Origin of the sequence: Paenibacillus azoreducens (assembly GCF_021654775.1) — a bacterium.
GTDB lineage: Bacteria > Bacillota > Bacilli > Paenibacillales > Paenibacillaceae > Paenibacillus_AQ > Paenibacillus_AQ azoreducens.
Genome location: NZ_AP025343.1, coordinates 1112188 through 1128994 on the forward strand (window position 1 = coordinate 1112188; position 16807 = coordinate 1128994).

At 41.1% G+C, this 16807-nt stretch carries 21 protein-coding genes and 1 pseudogene; 5 read left to right on the plus strand and 17 right to left on the minus strand.

What is annotated here, in order from left to right:
* Positions 1–174 precede the first annotated feature (174 nt).
* The 4 genes from L6442_RS04710 (at position 175) to L6442_RS04725 (ending at position 5908) form a co-directional block, all read left to right on the plus strand.
* A complete protein-coding gene (locus tag L6442_RS04710; protein WP_212977862.1) occupies positions 175–1197 on the plus strand; it encodes a 2-oxoacid:acceptor oxidoreductase family protein in 1023 nt (340 codons plus the stop codon).
* Positions 1194–3491, plus strand: coding sequence for a thiamine pyrophosphate-dependent enzyme (locus L6442_RS04715; RefSeq protein ID WP_212977861.1), 2298 nt, complete (start codon positions 1194–1196; stop codon positions 3489–3491). The genes L6442_RS04710 and L6442_RS04715 overlap by 4 nt, the downstream gene beginning before the upstream one ends.
* Positions 3492–3990: 499 nt before the next feature.
* Complete coding sequence (locus L6442_RS04720) at positions 3991–4560, plus strand: SF0329 family protein (RefSeq protein WP_212977860.1); 570 nt, start codon at positions 3991–3993, stop codon at positions 4558–4560.
* A 157-nt stretch (positions 4561–4717) separates the two neighbouring features.
* A complete protein-coding gene (locus L6442_RS04725; protein ID WP_212977859.1) occupies positions 4718–5908 on the plus strand; it encodes a DUF4317 domain-containing protein in 1191 nt (396 codons plus the stop codon).
* A 163-nt stretch (positions 5909–6071) separates the two neighbouring features.
* Here the strand turns inward: L6442_RS04725 and L6442_RS04730 are convergent, their stop codons facing one another.
* Positions 6072–6338, minus strand: coding sequence for a helix-turn-helix domain-containing protein (locus tag L6442_RS04730; protein WP_237100212.1), 267 nt, complete (start codon positions 6336–6338; stop codon positions 6072–6074).
* 141 nt (positions 6339–6479) lie between these two features.
* On the opposite strand from L6442_RS04730, the gene L6442_RS04735 reads away from it, so the two are divergent.
* The gene (locus tag L6442_RS04735) at positions 6480–6683 is read left to right on the plus strand and encodes an aspartyl-phosphate phosphatase Spo0E family protein (protein ID WP_212977858.1); all 204 of its coding nucleotides are present in this window, start codon (positions 6480–6482) and stop codon (positions 6681–6683) included.
* Positions 6684–7289: 606 nt separating this feature from the next.
* Here L6442_RS04735 and L6442_RS04740 read toward each other — a convergent pair.
* The 16 genes and pseudogenes from L6442_RS04740 to L6442_RS04810 form a co-directional block, all read right to left on the minus strand.
* On the minus strand, positions 7290–7502 hold the full coding sequence (locus L6442_RS04740) for an immunity protein YezG family protein (protein WP_336513157.1): 213 nt from the start codon (positions 7500–7502) through the stop codon (positions 7290–7292).
* Positions 7456–7770, minus strand: a complete 315-nt coding sequence (locus L6442_RS04745) for an immunity protein YezG family protein (RefSeq protein WP_237100214.1) — start codon at positions 7768–7770, stop codon at positions 7456–7458. The genes L6442_RS04740 and L6442_RS04745 overlap by 47 nt, the downstream gene beginning before the upstream one ends.
* Before the next feature lie 468 nt (positions 7771–8238).
* Positions 8239–8694, minus strand: coding sequence for a YrhA family protein (locus L6442_RS04750; protein ID WP_212977857.1), 456 nt, complete (start codon positions 8692–8694; stop codon positions 8239–8241).
* A gap of 17 nt (positions 8695–8711) precedes the next feature.
* A complete protein-coding gene (locus tag L6442_RS32805) occupies positions 8712–8894 on the minus strand; it encodes a hypothetical protein (RefSeq protein ID WP_244871463.1) in 183 nt (60 codons plus the stop codon).
* Position 8895: 1 nt separating this feature from the next.
* A complete protein-coding gene (locus L6442_RS32810) occupies positions 8896–9051 on the minus strand; it encodes a hypothetical protein (RefSeq protein WP_244871464.1) in 156 nt (51 codons plus the stop codon).
* Positions 9014–9477 (minus strand): annotated as a pseudogene (gene imm47, locus L6442_RS04760) (Imm47 family immunity protein). Before imm47 ends, L6442_RS32810 begins: the two are co-directional and overlap by 38 nt.
* A gap of 452 nt (positions 9478–9929) precedes the next feature.
* Positions 9930–10277: an Imm3 family immunity protein gene (locus L6442_RS04765; protein ID WP_212977856.1), complete on the minus strand. Its 348-nt coding sequence runs from the start codon at positions 10275–10277 to the stop codon at positions 9930–9932.
* Positions 10278–10347: 70 nt separating this feature from the next.
* On the minus strand, positions 10348–10683 hold the full coding sequence (locus L6442_RS04770) for an Imm3 family immunity protein (protein ID WP_212977855.1): 336 nt from the start codon (positions 10681–10683) through the stop codon (positions 10348–10350).
* Positions 10684–10688: 5 nt separating this feature from the next.
* Positions 10689–11486 carry a deaminase domain-containing protein gene (locus L6442_RS04775; RefSeq protein WP_237100215.1) on the minus strand — a complete coding sequence of 266 codons (798 nt, stop codon included), beginning with the start codon at positions 11484–11486 and terminating at the stop codon, positions 10689–10691.
* Between the two features lie 256 nt (positions 11487–11742).
* The gene (locus tag L6442_RS04780) at positions 11743–12075 is read right to left on the minus strand and encodes a hypothetical protein (RefSeq protein ID WP_212977854.1); all 333 of its coding nucleotides are present in this window, start codon (positions 12073–12075) and stop codon (positions 11743–11745) included.
* Positions 12075–12686, minus strand: a complete 612-nt coding sequence (locus L6442_RS04785) for a hypothetical protein (RefSeq protein ID WP_237100216.1) — start codon at positions 12684–12686, stop codon at positions 12075–12077. Before L6442_RS04785 ends, L6442_RS04780 begins: the two co-directional genes overlap by 1 nt.
* A gap of 427 nt (positions 12687–13113) precedes the next feature.
* Positions 13114–13593, minus strand: a complete 480-nt coding sequence (locus L6442_RS04790; protein ID WP_212977853.1) for an immunity protein YezG family protein — start codon at positions 13591–13593, stop codon at positions 13114–13116.
* A gap of 431 nt (positions 13594–14024) precedes the next feature.
* The gene (gene cdiI / locus L6442_RS04795; protein ID WP_212977852.1) at positions 14025–14390 is read right to left on the minus strand and encodes a ribonuclease toxin immunity protein CdiI; all 366 of its coding nucleotides are present in this window, start codon (positions 14388–14390) and stop codon (positions 14025–14027) included.
* 12 nt (positions 14391–14402) lie between these two features.
* A complete protein-coding gene (locus L6442_RS04800; protein WP_237100217.1) occupies positions 14403–15062 on the minus strand; it encodes a CdiA family toxin C-terminal domain-containing protein in 660 nt (219 codons plus the stop codon).
* A gap of 396 nt (positions 15063–15458) precedes the next feature.
* Positions 15459–15851 (minus strand): ribonuclease toxin immunity protein CdiI, encoded by a 393-nt coding sequence (gene cdiI, locus L6442_RS04805; RefSeq protein WP_212977851.1) that lies wholly within the window; start codon positions 15849–15851, stop codon positions 15459–15461.
* A 195-nt stretch (positions 15852–16046) separates the two neighbouring features.
* Positions 16047–16601, minus strand: coding sequence for a CdiA family toxin C-terminal domain-containing protein (locus L6442_RS04810; protein ID WP_237100218.1), 555 nt, complete (start codon positions 16599–16601; stop codon positions 16047–16049).
* Between the last annotated feature and the right edge of the window lie 206 nt (positions 16602–16807).

Sequence of the window (16807 nt, forward strand, 5' to 3'; positions counted from 1 at the left end):
GCTGCTATAACTGGAATGGTGATTGGAATCACCTTATTTTTTAAGTTTGTGTGTTAAATCACAAAGTTGGTTCGTTTCTTCTTTTAAACTGAGTTTATTGACCTATATAAAATGATTGCCACCTTCCGTTCATAATCATTGGTCCAACTTATATAGAAGAAATGGGGAGAGAACATGTCGATTTTACCTCGCAAGAATGAACTGGGATTTTTCGAGATCCGTCTCGAATCCATCGGCGGGCTTGGCGCCAATCTGGCCGGAAAAATGCTGGCTGAAGCCGGGGTGACCGGCTCCGGACTTAACGGTTCGAATTTTTCCAGCTATGGCTCGGAGAAAAAAGGGTCGCCGGTAAAGAGTTTCGTAAGGTTCTGCGATCCCGAGGTGGAAATCCGCGATCACAGTCCCATTGAGCAGCCGCATGTCATCGGCGTATTTCATGAAGCATTGTATAAAACGATAGATGTCATAAGCGGATTACAGCCTGATGGAACCGTGCTTGTGAATACGGCGCGGGACCTTTCCGAAGTGGCCGCGGATCTGAGCATGACGCAGGGAACGCTGGCCGTGATCGATGCGCTGAATATTGCCGTTGAGGAAAAGACGAAAGTCAATACAGCGATGCTGGGCGCCTTGTTCCGGATCTGCAGCTTCCTTGACCCGGACGATATGCGGCAGGTTATCCGCACAACGTTTGAAAAAAAGCTGCCCCACCTCGTGGAAGCGAATTTGCGGACCTTTGACAGAGGATATAACGAAGTCCGGTTCCTTTCCTTAGGAGATGGCTCAGAGATTATAGACCCGGCGGCTTTCGCAAGACCGCAGCCGGTTCTCGGATTTGAAACGCAGGAGCCGGGCGGAATTCTGAACGTTACGGCAAACAGCATACTGAAGAATCTTAGCGGCTCCCGGCAGGGATATTTGCCGGAATATAAGGTCGAGGACTGCATTCACTGTGCCGCCTGCGATACGGTATGCCCGGATTTCTGCATCGTATGGGAGCAGAAACCGGATAAACGCGGCAACCTGCAGATGTTTATGAAAGGCATCGATTACCAGTATTGCAAAGGCTGCCTGAAATGTGTGGAAGCTTGCCCGACCACCGCTTTGGCCGCCATGTTGGAAGAGCCGCATTATGCGGAGCAGCACCGTGTGCCGCAGGTCTTCCCCTATTTAACTGCGGAGGGAGTCAGATCATGAACATGCAAATCCAAGAAGCAACAAAGCAAAAGATGCCGGCCGCTCAAACGGCGGTCTTCGAATCGGGCAACGAAATGGCCGCCATGGCGGCGGCCCAGATCAACTATCACATTATGGGGTATTTTCCGATCACACCGTCTACGGAAATCGCCCAATATCTTGACATGATGCGTACGCGCGGCGAACACGACATCAAGCTGATTCCGGCCGACGGCGAACACGGATCGGCGGGGATCTGCTACGGCGCGGCCGCAGCCGGAGCTCGGGTATTCAACGCCACCAGCGCGAACGGTTTCCTGTATATGATCGAACAGCTGCCTGTGCAGGCGGGTACCCGCTTTCCGATGGTCATGAACCTGGTGACGCGGGCGGTCAGCGGCCCGCTGGATATCCGCGGCGACCATTCGGATCTTTATTACGGCCTGAACACGGGCTGGGTGATTCTGACCGCCCGTTCGCCGCAGGCGGTCTATGACCTGAATATCATGGCGCTGCGCATCGCCGAACATGCAGACGTACGCCTGCCGGTCATCGTGGCTTATGACGGATTTTTCACGTCGCACCAGAAACGCCGTGTGCAAATATTTACGAAGCGGGAAACCGTCCGCGGGTTTGTAGGGGAACAGCCGCCGGAATTCCCGCATGTGCTGGACGAGAACAAACCGATCGTCGTTGGGGCTTATATGAACGGCGACGACTTGATGAACAACCACTTCCAGCAGTCGAACGCCATGTACCGTGCGGGCGAGGTATTCAAGGAAGTGGCGGAGGAATACGCGGCTTTGTCCGGAAGATCCTATTCGCCGCTTGATTTGTACCGTATGGAAGACGCGGAGGTGGCTTTGTTCCTGCTCAATTCGGCGGCCGAATCCTCCAAAGACGTCGTGGACCGGCTGCGGGCGAAAGGGATCAAGGCGGGCGTGATCAGCCCGAATATTCTCCGGCCGTTCCCGGCAAGGGAAATCCGCGAGGCGCTGACGGGCGTCAAAGCGCTGCTGGTTGGCGAACGCGCCGATTCTTACGGCGCACAAGGGGGCAACCTGACGCATGAGGTCAAAGCGGCCCTACAGGAAATCCGTGGTCCGCAGCCCATTGTGCTGTCCCGCATATTCGGCCTTGGCGGGAAAGATTATTACGCGGATGACGCGGAAGCCTTTTTTGCCTTGACGCTAGAGGCCATGGAGCTGGGGTATGCCAAGGTACCGTTTGATTATTACGGCCAAACGCCGGGAGATGAGGCGCAAAAGCTGCAGTCGGTCATTGCGCCGATGAACGGCGACAGCTTTAAATCCGGCCTGATCACTGTAAAGGTGGATGAGGCGACGAACAAGCTGTCCGTTAAGGCGCCGCCGATGCGGTCGCTTGCCGCCAAACCGAAACGGTTTGCTTCTGGTCACGGAGCCTGCCCGGGCTGCGGTATTTTCCCGGCGCTGGAGCTTTTTTTCAAAGGGATCGAAGGCAATGTCGTCACGTTATTCCATACCGGCTGCGCTTATATCACCACAACGGGTTATCCGTATAACTCGCATAAGCAGAGCTTCATTCATAATTTGTTCCAGAACGGACCGGCGACGTTATCCGGCACGGTAGAGGCGTTCCTTGAGAAGAAACGCCGGGGGGAAATCGAAGTTCCCGAGGACTTTACTTTTGTCATGGTGACCGGCGACGGCGGCATGGACATTGGGATGGGTTCGGCCATCGGGACGGCGTTGCGTGGCCATAACCTGATCATTCTGGAATACGATAATGAAGGCTACATGAATACTGGTGCACAGCTTTCGTATTCTACGCCTTTAGGCCACATGACCAGTACGTCCGGCGTCGGCAAACAACAGCAGGGCAAAACGTTCCATCACAAAGATACGGTGCAAATGATGGCCGCGGCGCATATTCCGTACGTATTTACGGGGACGGAGGCATTCCCGCAGGACCTTGTGAGAAAGGCGGCAAAAGCGCAGTGGTACGCCCAGAATGTAGGTACCGTCTACGGCAAGCTGCTGATCACATGCCCGCTAAACTGGAAGTCCGACGACAAAGAAGGGGAAAACATCGTTCGCGCGGCCGTGAATTCATGCTTTTTCCCGCTGTATGAAGTGGAACAGGGACAGACGAACATTACGTACGATCCGGAGGCGAAGAACAAACGGGTACCGCTCGGCGAATGGCTGAAATATATGGGCAAATCAAGACATCTGCTCAAGGAAGAAAATAAAGAAATGCTTAGCGAATTTGAACAAGAAGTGGAGCGGCGTTGGTTGATTTTGAAAGCGAAGCATGAGCATCCGCTGCTTTAGTGACGTGGGAACATTCGCGTGCAAATGACGGAAGAGTTGATCAAGATACAAAATACAGGTGTGTATAAGAGAAACGTCGATCGACGTACTCTCCATGAAGACAGACCGCGTTTAGGGGATGCTTTTCTCGCGATATCAGGATGCGCTTCCCGGAAGTTTATACTATCTTAAATAAGGGGGAAACACCCCCTTTTTTAATGTAATGATGCAGGCTTACCCTTCAGGCGATTACGTCTATGGACCCCGAACTCCCAAAAAACAGGGGGCAGTCTCAAAGAACAAGCCCTCATTAAACGTATTTTGAAAACCTTACATAGTAACGGAAACAACGGGAGAATGACAGTGCAGACTTTATGGGTTGTTTTTTTGTAGGGGTTTATTCATACTGAACAAGACGGCGCAGAATGATACCGCGCCCCTTTTAAGCACAATTTTCCCAAAAAAGATACCTGACAGCCGCAAATACGGGGAGGCAGGGTTTGAGAATATAGGAGGAACCATGTCCTGGAGCAAATTGAAGCAGCAGCTGGAGAGTTTTCTCTGTCCTGCGTTAAACGGAAGGGTTGAATACCGAGCAACGGGTTATCGTTATTTGCCTGACAAAGCAGGGCTTTGTTATATTTCGGTAGATAAAAAGGACGCACTCCGAATGAATGATAAAGCGAGTTCAATAAGGTGGTATCAGACGGAGCTGGAAATTAAAAATGACCCGGATATCCGAATTCCGATCAGCGATGAAGAAATGGAAGAGGTCAGAAAGAATACCAAGGGGACCGTTCCGGAGGATCGCCTAAAAGTCATTGCAAGAAACAGAAAAATATCAGAATATGCCAAGGAGCTTTTGTCGGCACAGGCTTCATTAAGCAAATCCAATTTTGTCGCTCTGGCTAATCAATTTTTATCTACTTCTATAGAAGAAAGCATCGAAAGCAAAGATATCTTATTGAATATTCTGGCTTTGGTGGACAGACGGGTTGGAAAAAAGCGGATTTTAAACATGGCAGAGAAGATGAAGTTAAAGCATCCTATTGTGCAGTATTTTTATGAACTACGGCGCAGTACATGTTGAGAAAAATAACTTTCGTTGTTGGCGGCGTCACTGCAATGCATATGGCTATAAAATAGAGAAAAGAAGCAATAACAAGAAACCCTTCTAGCGGAGGGTTTTTATATCGTTTATACTGGTAGAGCCAATTTACTACTTTCTAGGAGTTGTCTGACGAACCATGAACAAGAAAGAAGTCGCGCACATACGCAAGCAGTTTAAGCTGGATAATCATTTGATGCAAATTTACGATATTCTGAACGTGTACATTATGAAGGAAACGAACGAAATCTATCACTGGGAGCGGAATCCTTTTGGGTTAGTGGACCGGGAGAAGCAGGAGCTGTACATGGGCAATTTCAAAAAGCTGCTGACCGGTGAATTGGATCATAAGCTGTTCGAGCTCAAGTTTCAGGAGGAAGCGGAAGATCAGAAAGACCCTTCGCGGGTGCTGCTTCACCAAGCTATCCAGACGGGCGATCCGGAGGAGTGGCAGGATCTGATGCTGCTGCTCGTAGACAAAATGATGGAGGACACGACGTATGAACGGGATACGGTCATCACGTTCGTACGCGGACAATACTACCGGCCGACCAAGGCGCGGAATGAGGAAGCCGAGGAGACAGGGAATGACGAAGTGTTCGGGCATCCGTTCATTCTATGCAGCGTGAACTCTACGGAGAAGCAGCGGAAGGCGCTTTTGTTCGACTATGTGGAGAAAGAGTTTAAGTACAATATTATTGTAGATCCGATTATCAAGCTCAGCACACCGGAGGAAGGGTTCTTTTATCCCAGCGTGACGGACAATTATTCCGACGTGAACCGGGTTTTATACTGTACGGGAAAATCGAATGATCCGAATGAGCGTTTCATTTCGGAGGTGTTGAATGCAAAGCGGTCTGTGACGGCACTGGAAGAGCGAGCGATCTTTGAAGACATCGTGAAGGAAGTGGCGGGCGAACAGCTGGACTCAGCCACGATCGCACACGTGTACGAGGAGATTCATCATGTGATTGAATCCCACCAGGACGAGGAAGAACCTCCGAAGCTGGATTATACCGATGTGGAACGCGTGCTGACCGCAAGCGGCGTAGAAAATGTGACCAAGGATGCCGTGGAGCGGGCGTTTGAAACCATCGTTGACGATAAGAACTATGAACTGAAGGCGAAAAGCGTTATTCCTAAATTCACTTCCAAATCGATCAAGATCGATACCAAGGTAGCCACGATTACGATCAGCCCACAGGATTTAAGGTATATTAAACAGGTGAGCTTTCAAGGCAAACGCTGCATTATGATTGAGGTTGACGAAGATGCCGTCATCGAGGGCTTTACGCTGAGCACAGAGACGTTGTTGGAAAAGGCGGATTGAAGCGATAACAGCCTTTGAATTGGATTTCGCATATTGTAAAAATCTTACCGAGCTTGAAGACGATATAAATAATATCGTAATTGGCATGATACTATTGCAGCTGGAACTTAGAAGATCAATGATAAATAAAACGGGACACAGCTTACTCTAGCCTGTGTCCCGTTTATATTTCTCCGCTCTTCTCTTGGATCTTTTCGTACTCACTTTCAACCAGCTTGAAAAAATCCGATGGTTTGATTTTTAGACCTTTGCAAAGTTCAAATATTTTTGTGACAGAAGGTTCATTCCTGCCGACTTCAATCATGGAAATATAGGATCGATCCACATTGCATTCATGCGCCAGATCCTCTTGGCTTAAACTCTTTTTGATACGTATAGCCTTGATGGTTTTTCCGATGACTTGCTTGATAATAATGGACTGATCTCTCAAGAAAATTACCCCTTTTAAGTCCATTATTAGTCTGTTATACTAACCTTAACAGATAAAATTTTCAACAAATTGGAATTAAATTACATAAAAAGACATAACAAAATCTAGTGCTAATTTTAATAAAGAGCTGGAGGGGAAGTAATGATTCCTTTACTTGCTGTATTAGAGGAAGAAAAGCAGAAACTAAATGAACTTGGTCGTAGATCTCTTGAGCAGGGAATCCCTCTATTTCAAAATGATGCACTTCAGGCTCAAAGCAGGAAAGTGGATGAATTGATCGTCCGATTGCAGAGGGAAGCTGAACTTGAGAAAGAACCAAACAAACTCACTATCAAGGGACGTTAAGAAGTAATGGAATTGCCGTCATGGTTTCAAAGTGCGATTGAGAAGAGGTTGGACCAGGTAGCGGCTCGGATTAAGCGTCAACCCGAACTGCGCAAGCTGCGTGACGAAGAGCGACGATAATGATTCAAGTTAGTTAGCGGTTAACTTTACAAACCCAATACTATCACATCTTTAACTTGTCAATTTTAATTATTCCACACATGTGGAGTGTTGTTCATTATTAGTGCGAATGGATAGTGCTTAAGCCAGTTGAGTACGCGAAGCGTGCGAAACAAAAAAACACCTGCTATACGGGCGGTGTAGTCAGGCATATAGCAAAAACGACCTGAAGCAATTGTTATAATAGAGTTGTTCAAGCTACTGTGTTTAACGAAAGGAGAAGGTGATTTAATGGTTTTCCCAAATTCTTGATGAGTTTAGCTCCTTACTTTGCATCCCCAAAAAGGCTTATTCCTAACTCATAGTCAAGTTGGAATAAGCCGCTGGAAGTTTATCAAACGTGAATCGCCAAGCTTTTTAAACTGTTTGGTTTGTATCGTATGAATTCGCTGTTGGAGTTGCGACTGATTTACACAAAATTTTGGATAAATCTATAGAAATTATCCTTCAATTATCCTTTTCAAATTTTTTCATTCTTTCGATTTTAATTCTATCACTCCCATTTTGTGGAATATTATTTAGATACTTACTTTCCCAATATTCCAACCTATCTGAGGGTCCAAAATTTGATTCGCCCCACTTAGTATAATCATATTCTATATGTAATTTTCCTTCAGAGGTAAGTTTCATAGTGAATTGAGAACCAAGGCTCTTGCCCATTTTCTAAAAATATATTCTTCAGGTCATTTGTAGTTTTAAATAATCTATTCTCTAATTGATTATATTCATTCGAATTTATATTGTATTTGTTTGGTATGTCTAAGGAATAAACATAATCGTCCACATTAATAGGCTTAAAGAAAAAGAAAACTCCTCCTTCTCCATTTTCAACCTCACCATTAAAATAAAACTCAGCCCATTCAACCGGTATCATCTGATCTATTGTTTCCGCAATTATTCTATATAAATCATTCATCTTTTTTTCCATTTCATTAACCTCCCGATTGATTCAATATCAACGGTATTTTGTTTCAACAGGTGGCTCTCCATATCTTTTCGGGGCTTTCCCCGTCTCCTTACTATCCTAACACCATATACTCTCCTGATTCTAACGCATCAGTCTTTTTTTATCTCTCAGGCGAAATATGCGGGCTTACAATTTATAATGGTTTTTTTCTAGTATTGTAATTTATTCCAAAAAGAACAGTGGGAAAACGAAAATAACAAAAACAGGCCAATCATTGTGATATCTAACCATAATCGATCTGTTTAATGTGACGGAATAGCGTTATTTGGGGTATAAATTAATGCACTGATGTGCGTATCAAAATGACGAAATCTTTATATGGGATGACATAGTTGTATGTGTTATTGGTTGAATCATGGGTTCATTTGGCACTGGGTAGCAACCCACATGTCACAGACATTACGCAAAATCTATCTATGAAATTGTTTCTTACTCTAATCTCGTCTTAAGTGCATCTTCTAACATGAAATTAAAATCAGTAAATGAATTCATTACCGTACATGAAGGTTTATCAAGCTCCAAATATACCATCTGAGTTAAGTCATAACAATATAATGCTATATCAGAGTCTCCAAAAAAGACATACTGTTTTTGCCATTCATTTTCATACCAAATCTCATTAGTTTCAATAAATCCATGAATCTCATTTTCTTCTTCAGTTTCTAATAGAGATTTGTCAACTCCATAAATAACTAAGCCGTTGAAGTCCAAACCATTTACAGTCATTAAAAATTGAATGAACTGGTCAGGTAATACAAATCCATTAAACTTTAATAATGTCTCTTCCTGAAGTCTCTTAATTTCATCACTAGTAGCAGGTTTTCTTAAATTAAAGCCATATTCACTTAGTACAGTTTGTATATCTGCTAGTAAATCTCGCCACACAGTCGAACTCCTCCTCATCATTTAGGCTTTTTGGGGTAAACAAATCCATCAGGAATCGGCCAATTCATCGTTTTACTCTCTCCAGGTTTCAATCCCCTTGTCGCATTCATTTGAGCATTTGTAATAACTTTATGGTAGGGGTCATTTTTTATCAAAACTAAATTATCATATGAATTCGTTCCACCATCATCTAGTGGCAATTTATGATGCACCTGCCAGCCTATTGGTACAATTACCATTCTTCATTAAAGCAATATCAGCATCTGATAAACCTGCTTCCTTGAGTAGTTTGACTTTTTCAGGGTCGTTAGCTAAGTCTTTAAGATAATTTTTTCTCTTCAAAATCAATAAAAGCATCTATAGAATCCCTTATAATGATCGACGTATCATTAACTTCATCCCAATCTTCAAGTAATGTTAAAAGATATGGAACTACTTCGAGAGAAAGCGTTGTAACTGCCGCTGACGCAAATGTATTAACCGCATCTTCTGTAGCTTTTTCTAAAAACCGAAGATTGTTGAAGTCTCTTAAATCTTCATGGGTACAAATTGAGCAAAATATCCGAATACAAAGATTAATACTGCTTCATCTTCAGAATGATTTAACAAGTGAATTAAGAGTGCTTTTTGTGTAAAATCTCCTAACTTGAAAAGTTCTACGAGTTGGAGTATAACATCTTGTTCCGTCTTTGAACGTAAGATGCTTTCCTTAATATCCGAAATGTTGGAATTTGATATCTCACCGTACCAACTGCTATTCATAAGGTTCGTATAGTTCGCCATTTTTCATAACCCTTTTATTTTTTTCCTTCATTCAGCATCACTCTGCCATTTTAACACTTTATTTTAAAAAACTTGGTAGAAAATCAATGAAAAATAAGAGAGGGACACAGCTTTCTCTAGCCTGTGTCCCTTTATTTTTCTCCGTATTTCTCTTGGATCTTCTCGTATTCACTTTCAACCAGCTTGAAAAAATCGGATGGTTTGATTTTTAGACCTTTGCAAAGTTCAAATATATTTTGTGACAGAAGGTTCATTCCTCTAATCAAGCAATATATAGATAGAAACGGTTCAGTTCGTCTAAATATTGCTCTCGAGAGCGTCTGAAATCGAATTTTACAAAATCCTAGCTTATCAAATTGTTAACTCTATGGGTATTCTATTTATATAGTGATTTAGAAGATGTGAGTTTTGTCTATTTAAATTGATGAAATTGCTTTGAAGTTTGCATGCTACTAATTGTTTTGTATGGAATCTTTCACATTCTCTAAATGAACATTTCTATAACTTATTTCGGAATCACTAAGCCCTTCTTGTTTCCAAAGTGTTATTAATCTTTTATCACTTATTACTTTTAATGCTTCTTCCTTTATCTCTTTCCTTAAACAATTATGTCGTAGACATATCTCTGCTAACAAAACATTAAACATCCATTTAACTTCCTCATAATCATCGGTTTGCATTTCATATTCATCTATCAATCTAGAAATTGCTTGATTGGGAGATAGGCCGTCTGAAACAGACTTATGATAATCGTTTGGAATATATTTCATTAGTTCCTCATAAGTCATCGGTTCTAACAATTGAATCCCTCCATTTTTATCTATATATGGAATAACATAGCGGGTTCATTCGGCACTTGATAGTTCCAAACTAATTATCTCCAATTTGTTCATTGAATTTTCCAATGTCAAACATGATTTTCTTAATATCCTCGGATTCTAACTCTTCCTTTAATGGCAATAATGAGATATCACTTATCATAATGTTTAAGTTATTCTTTAGATCCTCTCTAAGATAACCTTTATCGAGACAAAGTAGAGCAATTGTCAGATAAATAACTAATTTTTCAACTTTACTGTTGACAATCCCTCGATGATATTCGACAAGTAATTTTTCCGTTACTTGTGATAATGACAACCCCTCATCTAAAAATTCTTCAAAATCTTCAACAATATATTGCTCAAGTTCCTTATAATTGCTTAACATTAGCATCATTCACCTCTCGTATTTTTAAATTCACCCGAGTATACATTCAATTTGATATTAGGGTACTCTTGCCTGAATTGCATTATAATATCGGAACAGCTTCTGAAAGCAGGTAATTCCGTGAATAAATCAATTGTACCTTTAGCTTGCTTGTTGTTCCCTAATTGATGTGCTATATCCTCTAAGATTTTTCGCTCTGTGTCATTATTCCTAGGAAAAGCCCCCTCACCGTTAATTTCTCCTTTTTGGTTTACTGATTTTGCAGGGTGTTGACCCTTGCCTGTTACTGACGAAAATCCGTCGGCATTTTCCTTATGAATCCTACTGTGGGCTTTGAACTCTGTTCTAAGCCCGGGAATATTCACATCCGCAACCGCGACATTACCGTAATTCTTATATTTATTTGGCAATGTATCTCGGATAGCCTGTGCTCTTGCTTGGAACATTTCAACTTTTTGAGCATAGGTGAGATTCCCCGATCCCGTACTCCCCTTACCCGAATACTCTCCTGATTCTAACGCATCGATCTGTTTTTGTCTTTCAGGCGAAATATGCGAACCTGAACCTTTGGAATGCGGAGCATCAGGACCAAGATCATGAAAGCGAAAGTGGCCTCCTTCGGTTGCAAGCAGGGGAGAGCGTTTCGTTATACGGATATTCATCTTTCGCGCTATACTTTGCAAGTAGCTGCTCAAGGATTCGAAATTGGTCGGGAAACGGAGGGCATTCGTTTTAAATTTCCCATCCCCAGCCTTGGCGAGAGCAGAGTCAGCTTTGGCTGTGTCTCCGAATAGTCCAGGCATTACGCTTTTTCCGCCGTTCTTTTCTTCGACCTCTTTGAGTCCTTTAGATAAATGAGATTTTTACCCAGTTTTCCTAGATTTTTGATGAATTTTGCTCCTTACTTTACATGCAAAAAAGGCTTATTCCTAACCCATAGTTAAGTTGGAATAAGCCTCTGAAAGTTTATCAGGTGTATTATCAAGTTGTTTGGTTTTTGGCTTGTTTGTTGTATTGTACGATCTTGTTGTTGGGGTGTAAGAGCAGTATCCCAGTATACTATCCAATAAAAATTACTATCCCATTCCGATGAGAAAAAGCGATGGGCACTTCAGACTCAATCAATTCAATTCTTTCAATAATTTTTGTCTTCTTTTCCTCAGGTAGATTCACCTTTGCCCATTCTTTTATTTTTGATAATTCTTCTATAACAAATGGAAAATCTTCTTCAACTAAATCGATACCAACGGAAAATACTTTAGTCCATTTTAACCCTAATTCTTCGATTGCTGGCTCCCAACACTCTTGAAAGAAAGACTCAGCAGCAATAGGAATAAAAAACTTTTCTTCAAACTCATCCTTTGCATCTAAAACCATAGCACTAATTGACATTACTTTTTCCCTCCAAACAATGCATCAAAAGTGTAATCAGGAAATTCTTTTCTTAATTGTTCCAAGCTATTCTTTACAGCTTGTCTTAATTCAGGTGTATCCCCATCTAATCTGAAGATGAATTTACGAATATCTTTTATTTGCTCTAATGAAGGCACTTCTGGGGTCCCATTTTTAGTAGCTCGCGTAGCTGTAGCTTCTGCAATATTTTTAATTCTTTTTCTTGTTTTACCCAATATTTGTTTATTTGTAAGTTGTTGATGTGTTTGAGCAGGTAATACAGTTTTGGGATTAATGATATCAAGCCCCTTCGCTGCTTTATCCTCATAAAAAATACCATTTTTCAAGTCAATCTCGTCTAATTCGCCAATTGGTTTTCCAGTGTGATCTACAATTTCAACTTCTTTTATTGGTCTAGCTTCTCCCGTCCCCTTACTACCCTTACCCGAATACTCTCCTGATTCTAACGCATCAATCTGCTTTTGTCTCTCAGGCGAAATATGCGGACCTGAACCTTTGGAATGCGGAGCATCAGGACCAAGATCATGAAAACGATAGTGACCTCCTTCGGTTGCAAGCAGGGGAGAGCCTTTCGTTATACGGATATTCATCTTTCGCGCTATACTTTGCAAGTAGCTACTCAAAGATTCGAAATTGGTCGGGAAGCGGAGGGCGTTTGTTTTGAATTTTCTATCTCCCGCCTTGGCGAGAGCAGAGTCAGCTTTGGCTGTGTCTCCGAATAGTCCAGGCGTTACGCTTTTTCCGCTGTTCTTTTCTTCGATCTTTTTGAGTCTTTCAGATAAAGGAGATTCTTTTTTACCTATTTTTCCTAGATTCTTGATGAGTTTAGCTCCCTACTTTACATGCAAAAAAAGGCTTATTCCTAAAACCCATAGTCAAGTTGGAATAAGCCTCTGAAAGTTTATCAAACGTGAATCGCCAAGCTTTTTAAACTGTTTGGTTTGTATCGTATGAATTCGCTGTTGGAGTTGCGACTGATTTACACAAAATTTCGGATAAATCTATAGAAATTATCCTTCAATTATCCTTTTCAAATTCTTTCATTCTTCCAATTTTAATTCTATCACTCTCATCTTGTGGAATATTATTTAGATACTTACTTTCCCAATATTCCAACCTATCTGAGGGTCCAAAATTTGATTCGCCCCACTTAGTATAATCATATTCTATATGTAATTTTCCTTCAGAGGTAAGTTTCATAGTGATTGAGAACCAAGGCTCTTGCCCATTTTCTAAAAATATATTCTTCAGGTCATTTGTAGTTTTAAATAATCTATTCTCTAATTGATTATATTCATTCGAATTTATATTGTATTTGTTTGGTATGTCTAAGGAATAAACATAATCGTCCACATTAATAGGCTTAAAGAAAAAGAAAACTCCTCCTTCTCCATTTTCAACCTCACCATTAAAATAAAACTCAGCCCATTCAACCGGTATCATCTGATCTATTGTTTCCGCAATTATTCTATATAAATCATTCATCTTTTTTTCCATTTCATTAACCTCCCGATTGATTCAATATCAACGGTATTTTGTTTCAACAGGTGGCTCTCCATATCTTTTCGGGGCTTTCCCCGTCTCCTTACTATCCTAACACCATATACTCTCCTGATTCTAACGCATCAGTCTGTTTTTATCTCTCAGACCGAAATATGCGGGCTTACAATTTATAAATGGGTTTTTTCTAGTATTGTAATTTATTCCAAAAAGAACAGTGGGAAAACGAAAATAACAAAAACAGGCCAATCATTGTGATATCTAACCATAATCGACCTGTTTAATGTGACGGAATAGCGTTATTTGGGGTATAAAATTAATGCACTGATGTGCGTATCAAAATGACAAAATCTTTATATGGGATGACATAGTTGTTTGTGTTATTGGTTGAATTGATGGATTCATTAGGCACTGGTTAGCCCCGATTATTAACACAAAGTAGTTTTAATTTTGTTTAATAGAAGTTCAACTTTAGACTCGTCTAAGGGGAATGAAACAAGATACTGGTGAGTCATTTTTTCAAGAAAATCAATGAAGTCAGTATTTTTCACTATCTCATATTTATTTTCATCAACTGCTGGCGGTTCAACTTCAAATTTCACCCCTTTATCTCCAAAATAGCCCTCTTCCCATGATTCATATTCAGATGGAAATGCACAACCAATAAACTCTGATATACCATATCCTATCATGTTTGAAAAATCCTCTAGAGCATCAACAAATTTATCTTCATTAAGGTAGAGGAAATATAGTTCCATTGCAGTCAAATCCTCAAAATTTTTATCGATTCTCATTGTTTGCCTCCATTAATCGAGTTTGGGATAGAAATTCGTAATAATACCATTTGCATCCATATACCCTTCGAACTTCAAGCCATTTGGTGCAATGCCAGTAATTTTTCTTCCGACAATACTCCTCGCATCAATTCCTTGTTGCATAGCAGCTTTACCCCATTCAATTATTGTTTCATCAGATATTTTGGATGGGTCATAAACAGTCTTTGGATTTTTAAAGTACTTATACTCCCCAGTCAAGTTACCCTTATTATCGAGTTTAGGTATCTTGTAATTGATTTGAATAATACCATCAATTGTCGGGTGAGGCGTCACTCTATGAATAAAATCTACATCATCTAACTGCTCAACATTTCTGAAATAATCCATATTGTGACCACCTGTAATACCTTTAGAAGTATCACGATTAAAATTCTTTACATTTATTAAATGGTCATCATAATCTGATTTGAAGACAAGTTCTCCTGTCCCCTTACCACCCTTACCTGAATACTCTCCTGATTCTAACGCATCGATCTGTTTTTGTCTCTCAGGCGAAATATGCGGACCTGAACCTTTGGAATGTGGGGCATCAGGACCAAGATCATGAAAGCGATAGTGATCTCCAGCAGTTGCGGAGATGAGGGAGCGCTTCGTTATATGGATGTTCATCTTCTTCGCTATACTTTGCAAATAACTATCCAAGGACTCGAAATTGGTCGGGAAACGGAGGGCATTCGTTTTGAGCTTTCCATCTCCGGCCTTGCTAGAGCAGAATCGACTTTCGTTGTATCCCCGAATAATCCTAGTGCTCCTCCTTTTCATTCGAAAAAAACTGTTTAAGGATTCCGAGGAAAACAAAAAAACAGGTCAATCATGGCGGTAACTGACCATAATTGACCTGTCTTATGCAATACTATCGCATTTTTTAGGTTATACTTTTCAAGCCTTGTTGTGCGTACATCTGAAATGACGAAATCTTTTACGGGTATTACATGGGTTATATGTGTTACTGATTAATTCATGTATTCATTCGGCACTAGGTGGGTCTATTTCATCCACCGCAACAGAATCAGAAATTCCAGTTCGTCATTCTAATTTGAATCTCTTTCTGATATATTGTAAGCAATTTAATACCTCTTCTTTTAACTCTGGATTATTTTTCACATACTCCATGCTATACTTTTCGATATAAGGATAGAATTCAGCTTCATCCATGATAATTTCTTCTTTTGTCACATCATCAGCAACGCATACTTTATTTTCTCCAATGTAATACTCATCGTCAGGAGTATAATACGCTGACAATGAACATCCGATGGTTTCAGACCCACATATATTGCTTCCTGATTCGTATTGAAACTCATTTAACATTTTAAATGGATTTCTCGTATCAGAACGCAAAAAACCCATAGATAAAAATAGTTGGTGTATAAGCCATTCCTTTCGGTCCTTATCAGTAATTAATTTATCATCACTCATAATATATTTCCTCCTAAACTAAACTTGATAACTGCAATTATTTACCTTCAAGAAGAACTGGATAAATTGAGTCTAGTTCCCCGTCTTTTAATCTCTATTCAAATACTAAACCATTGCTTGCAGTATCTTGATTTATCCCTTCCTTCATTGTAATTCCTGCCTGCTCAACATTCTTTACAGCTTCTTGTCCCCATTTTAAAATATCATCATCAGTAATAGGTGGACCGTATACAGTTTTTGGGTTTCCTTATACACAACATTTCCATCAGCGTCTATTTTAAGCTTAAGCCCACCATTAACATAATCCGTCTCCAATGATGGGATACGATATCTAATTTCATATACACCTTTTACATTAGGATGTGGTTTTGGCTCACCAATAATATAGTCAGAACGAGACAACCCATATTTTTCTGCTTCAGTATCTATTGTCTTATAAAAGCCGCTAATATTATGTGCTCCTTTTACACTAACATTACGTCCTCTACCAATACCGTGACCATCAGTTAAATGTTCAAATAAGTCCTTATTGTCCCTACTAATTGTTTCAGATAGACCTTTACCCGTCCCCGTACTACTCTTACCCGTATACTCCCCTGGTTCTAACGCATCGATCTGTTTCTGTCTCTCAGGCGAAATATGCGAACCTGAACCTTTGGAATGCGGAGCATCAGGACCAAGATCATGAAAGCGATAGTGGCCTCCTTCGGTTGCAAGCAGGGGAGAGCGTTTCGTTATACGGATATTCATCTTTCGCGCTATACTTTGCAAGTAGCTGCTCAAGGATTCTGAGGATTACAAAAAACAGGTCAATTGTGGTGGTATCAGACCATAATCAACCTGTTCAATGTACCGCTATAAATAGTATATTTTTGTGGCTTTTTGTGTGTACATCTTAATTAGTTATAGCTTCTTGTAGGTAGAGCAAAGGTCATGTTAGTCATTTATGGGTGATC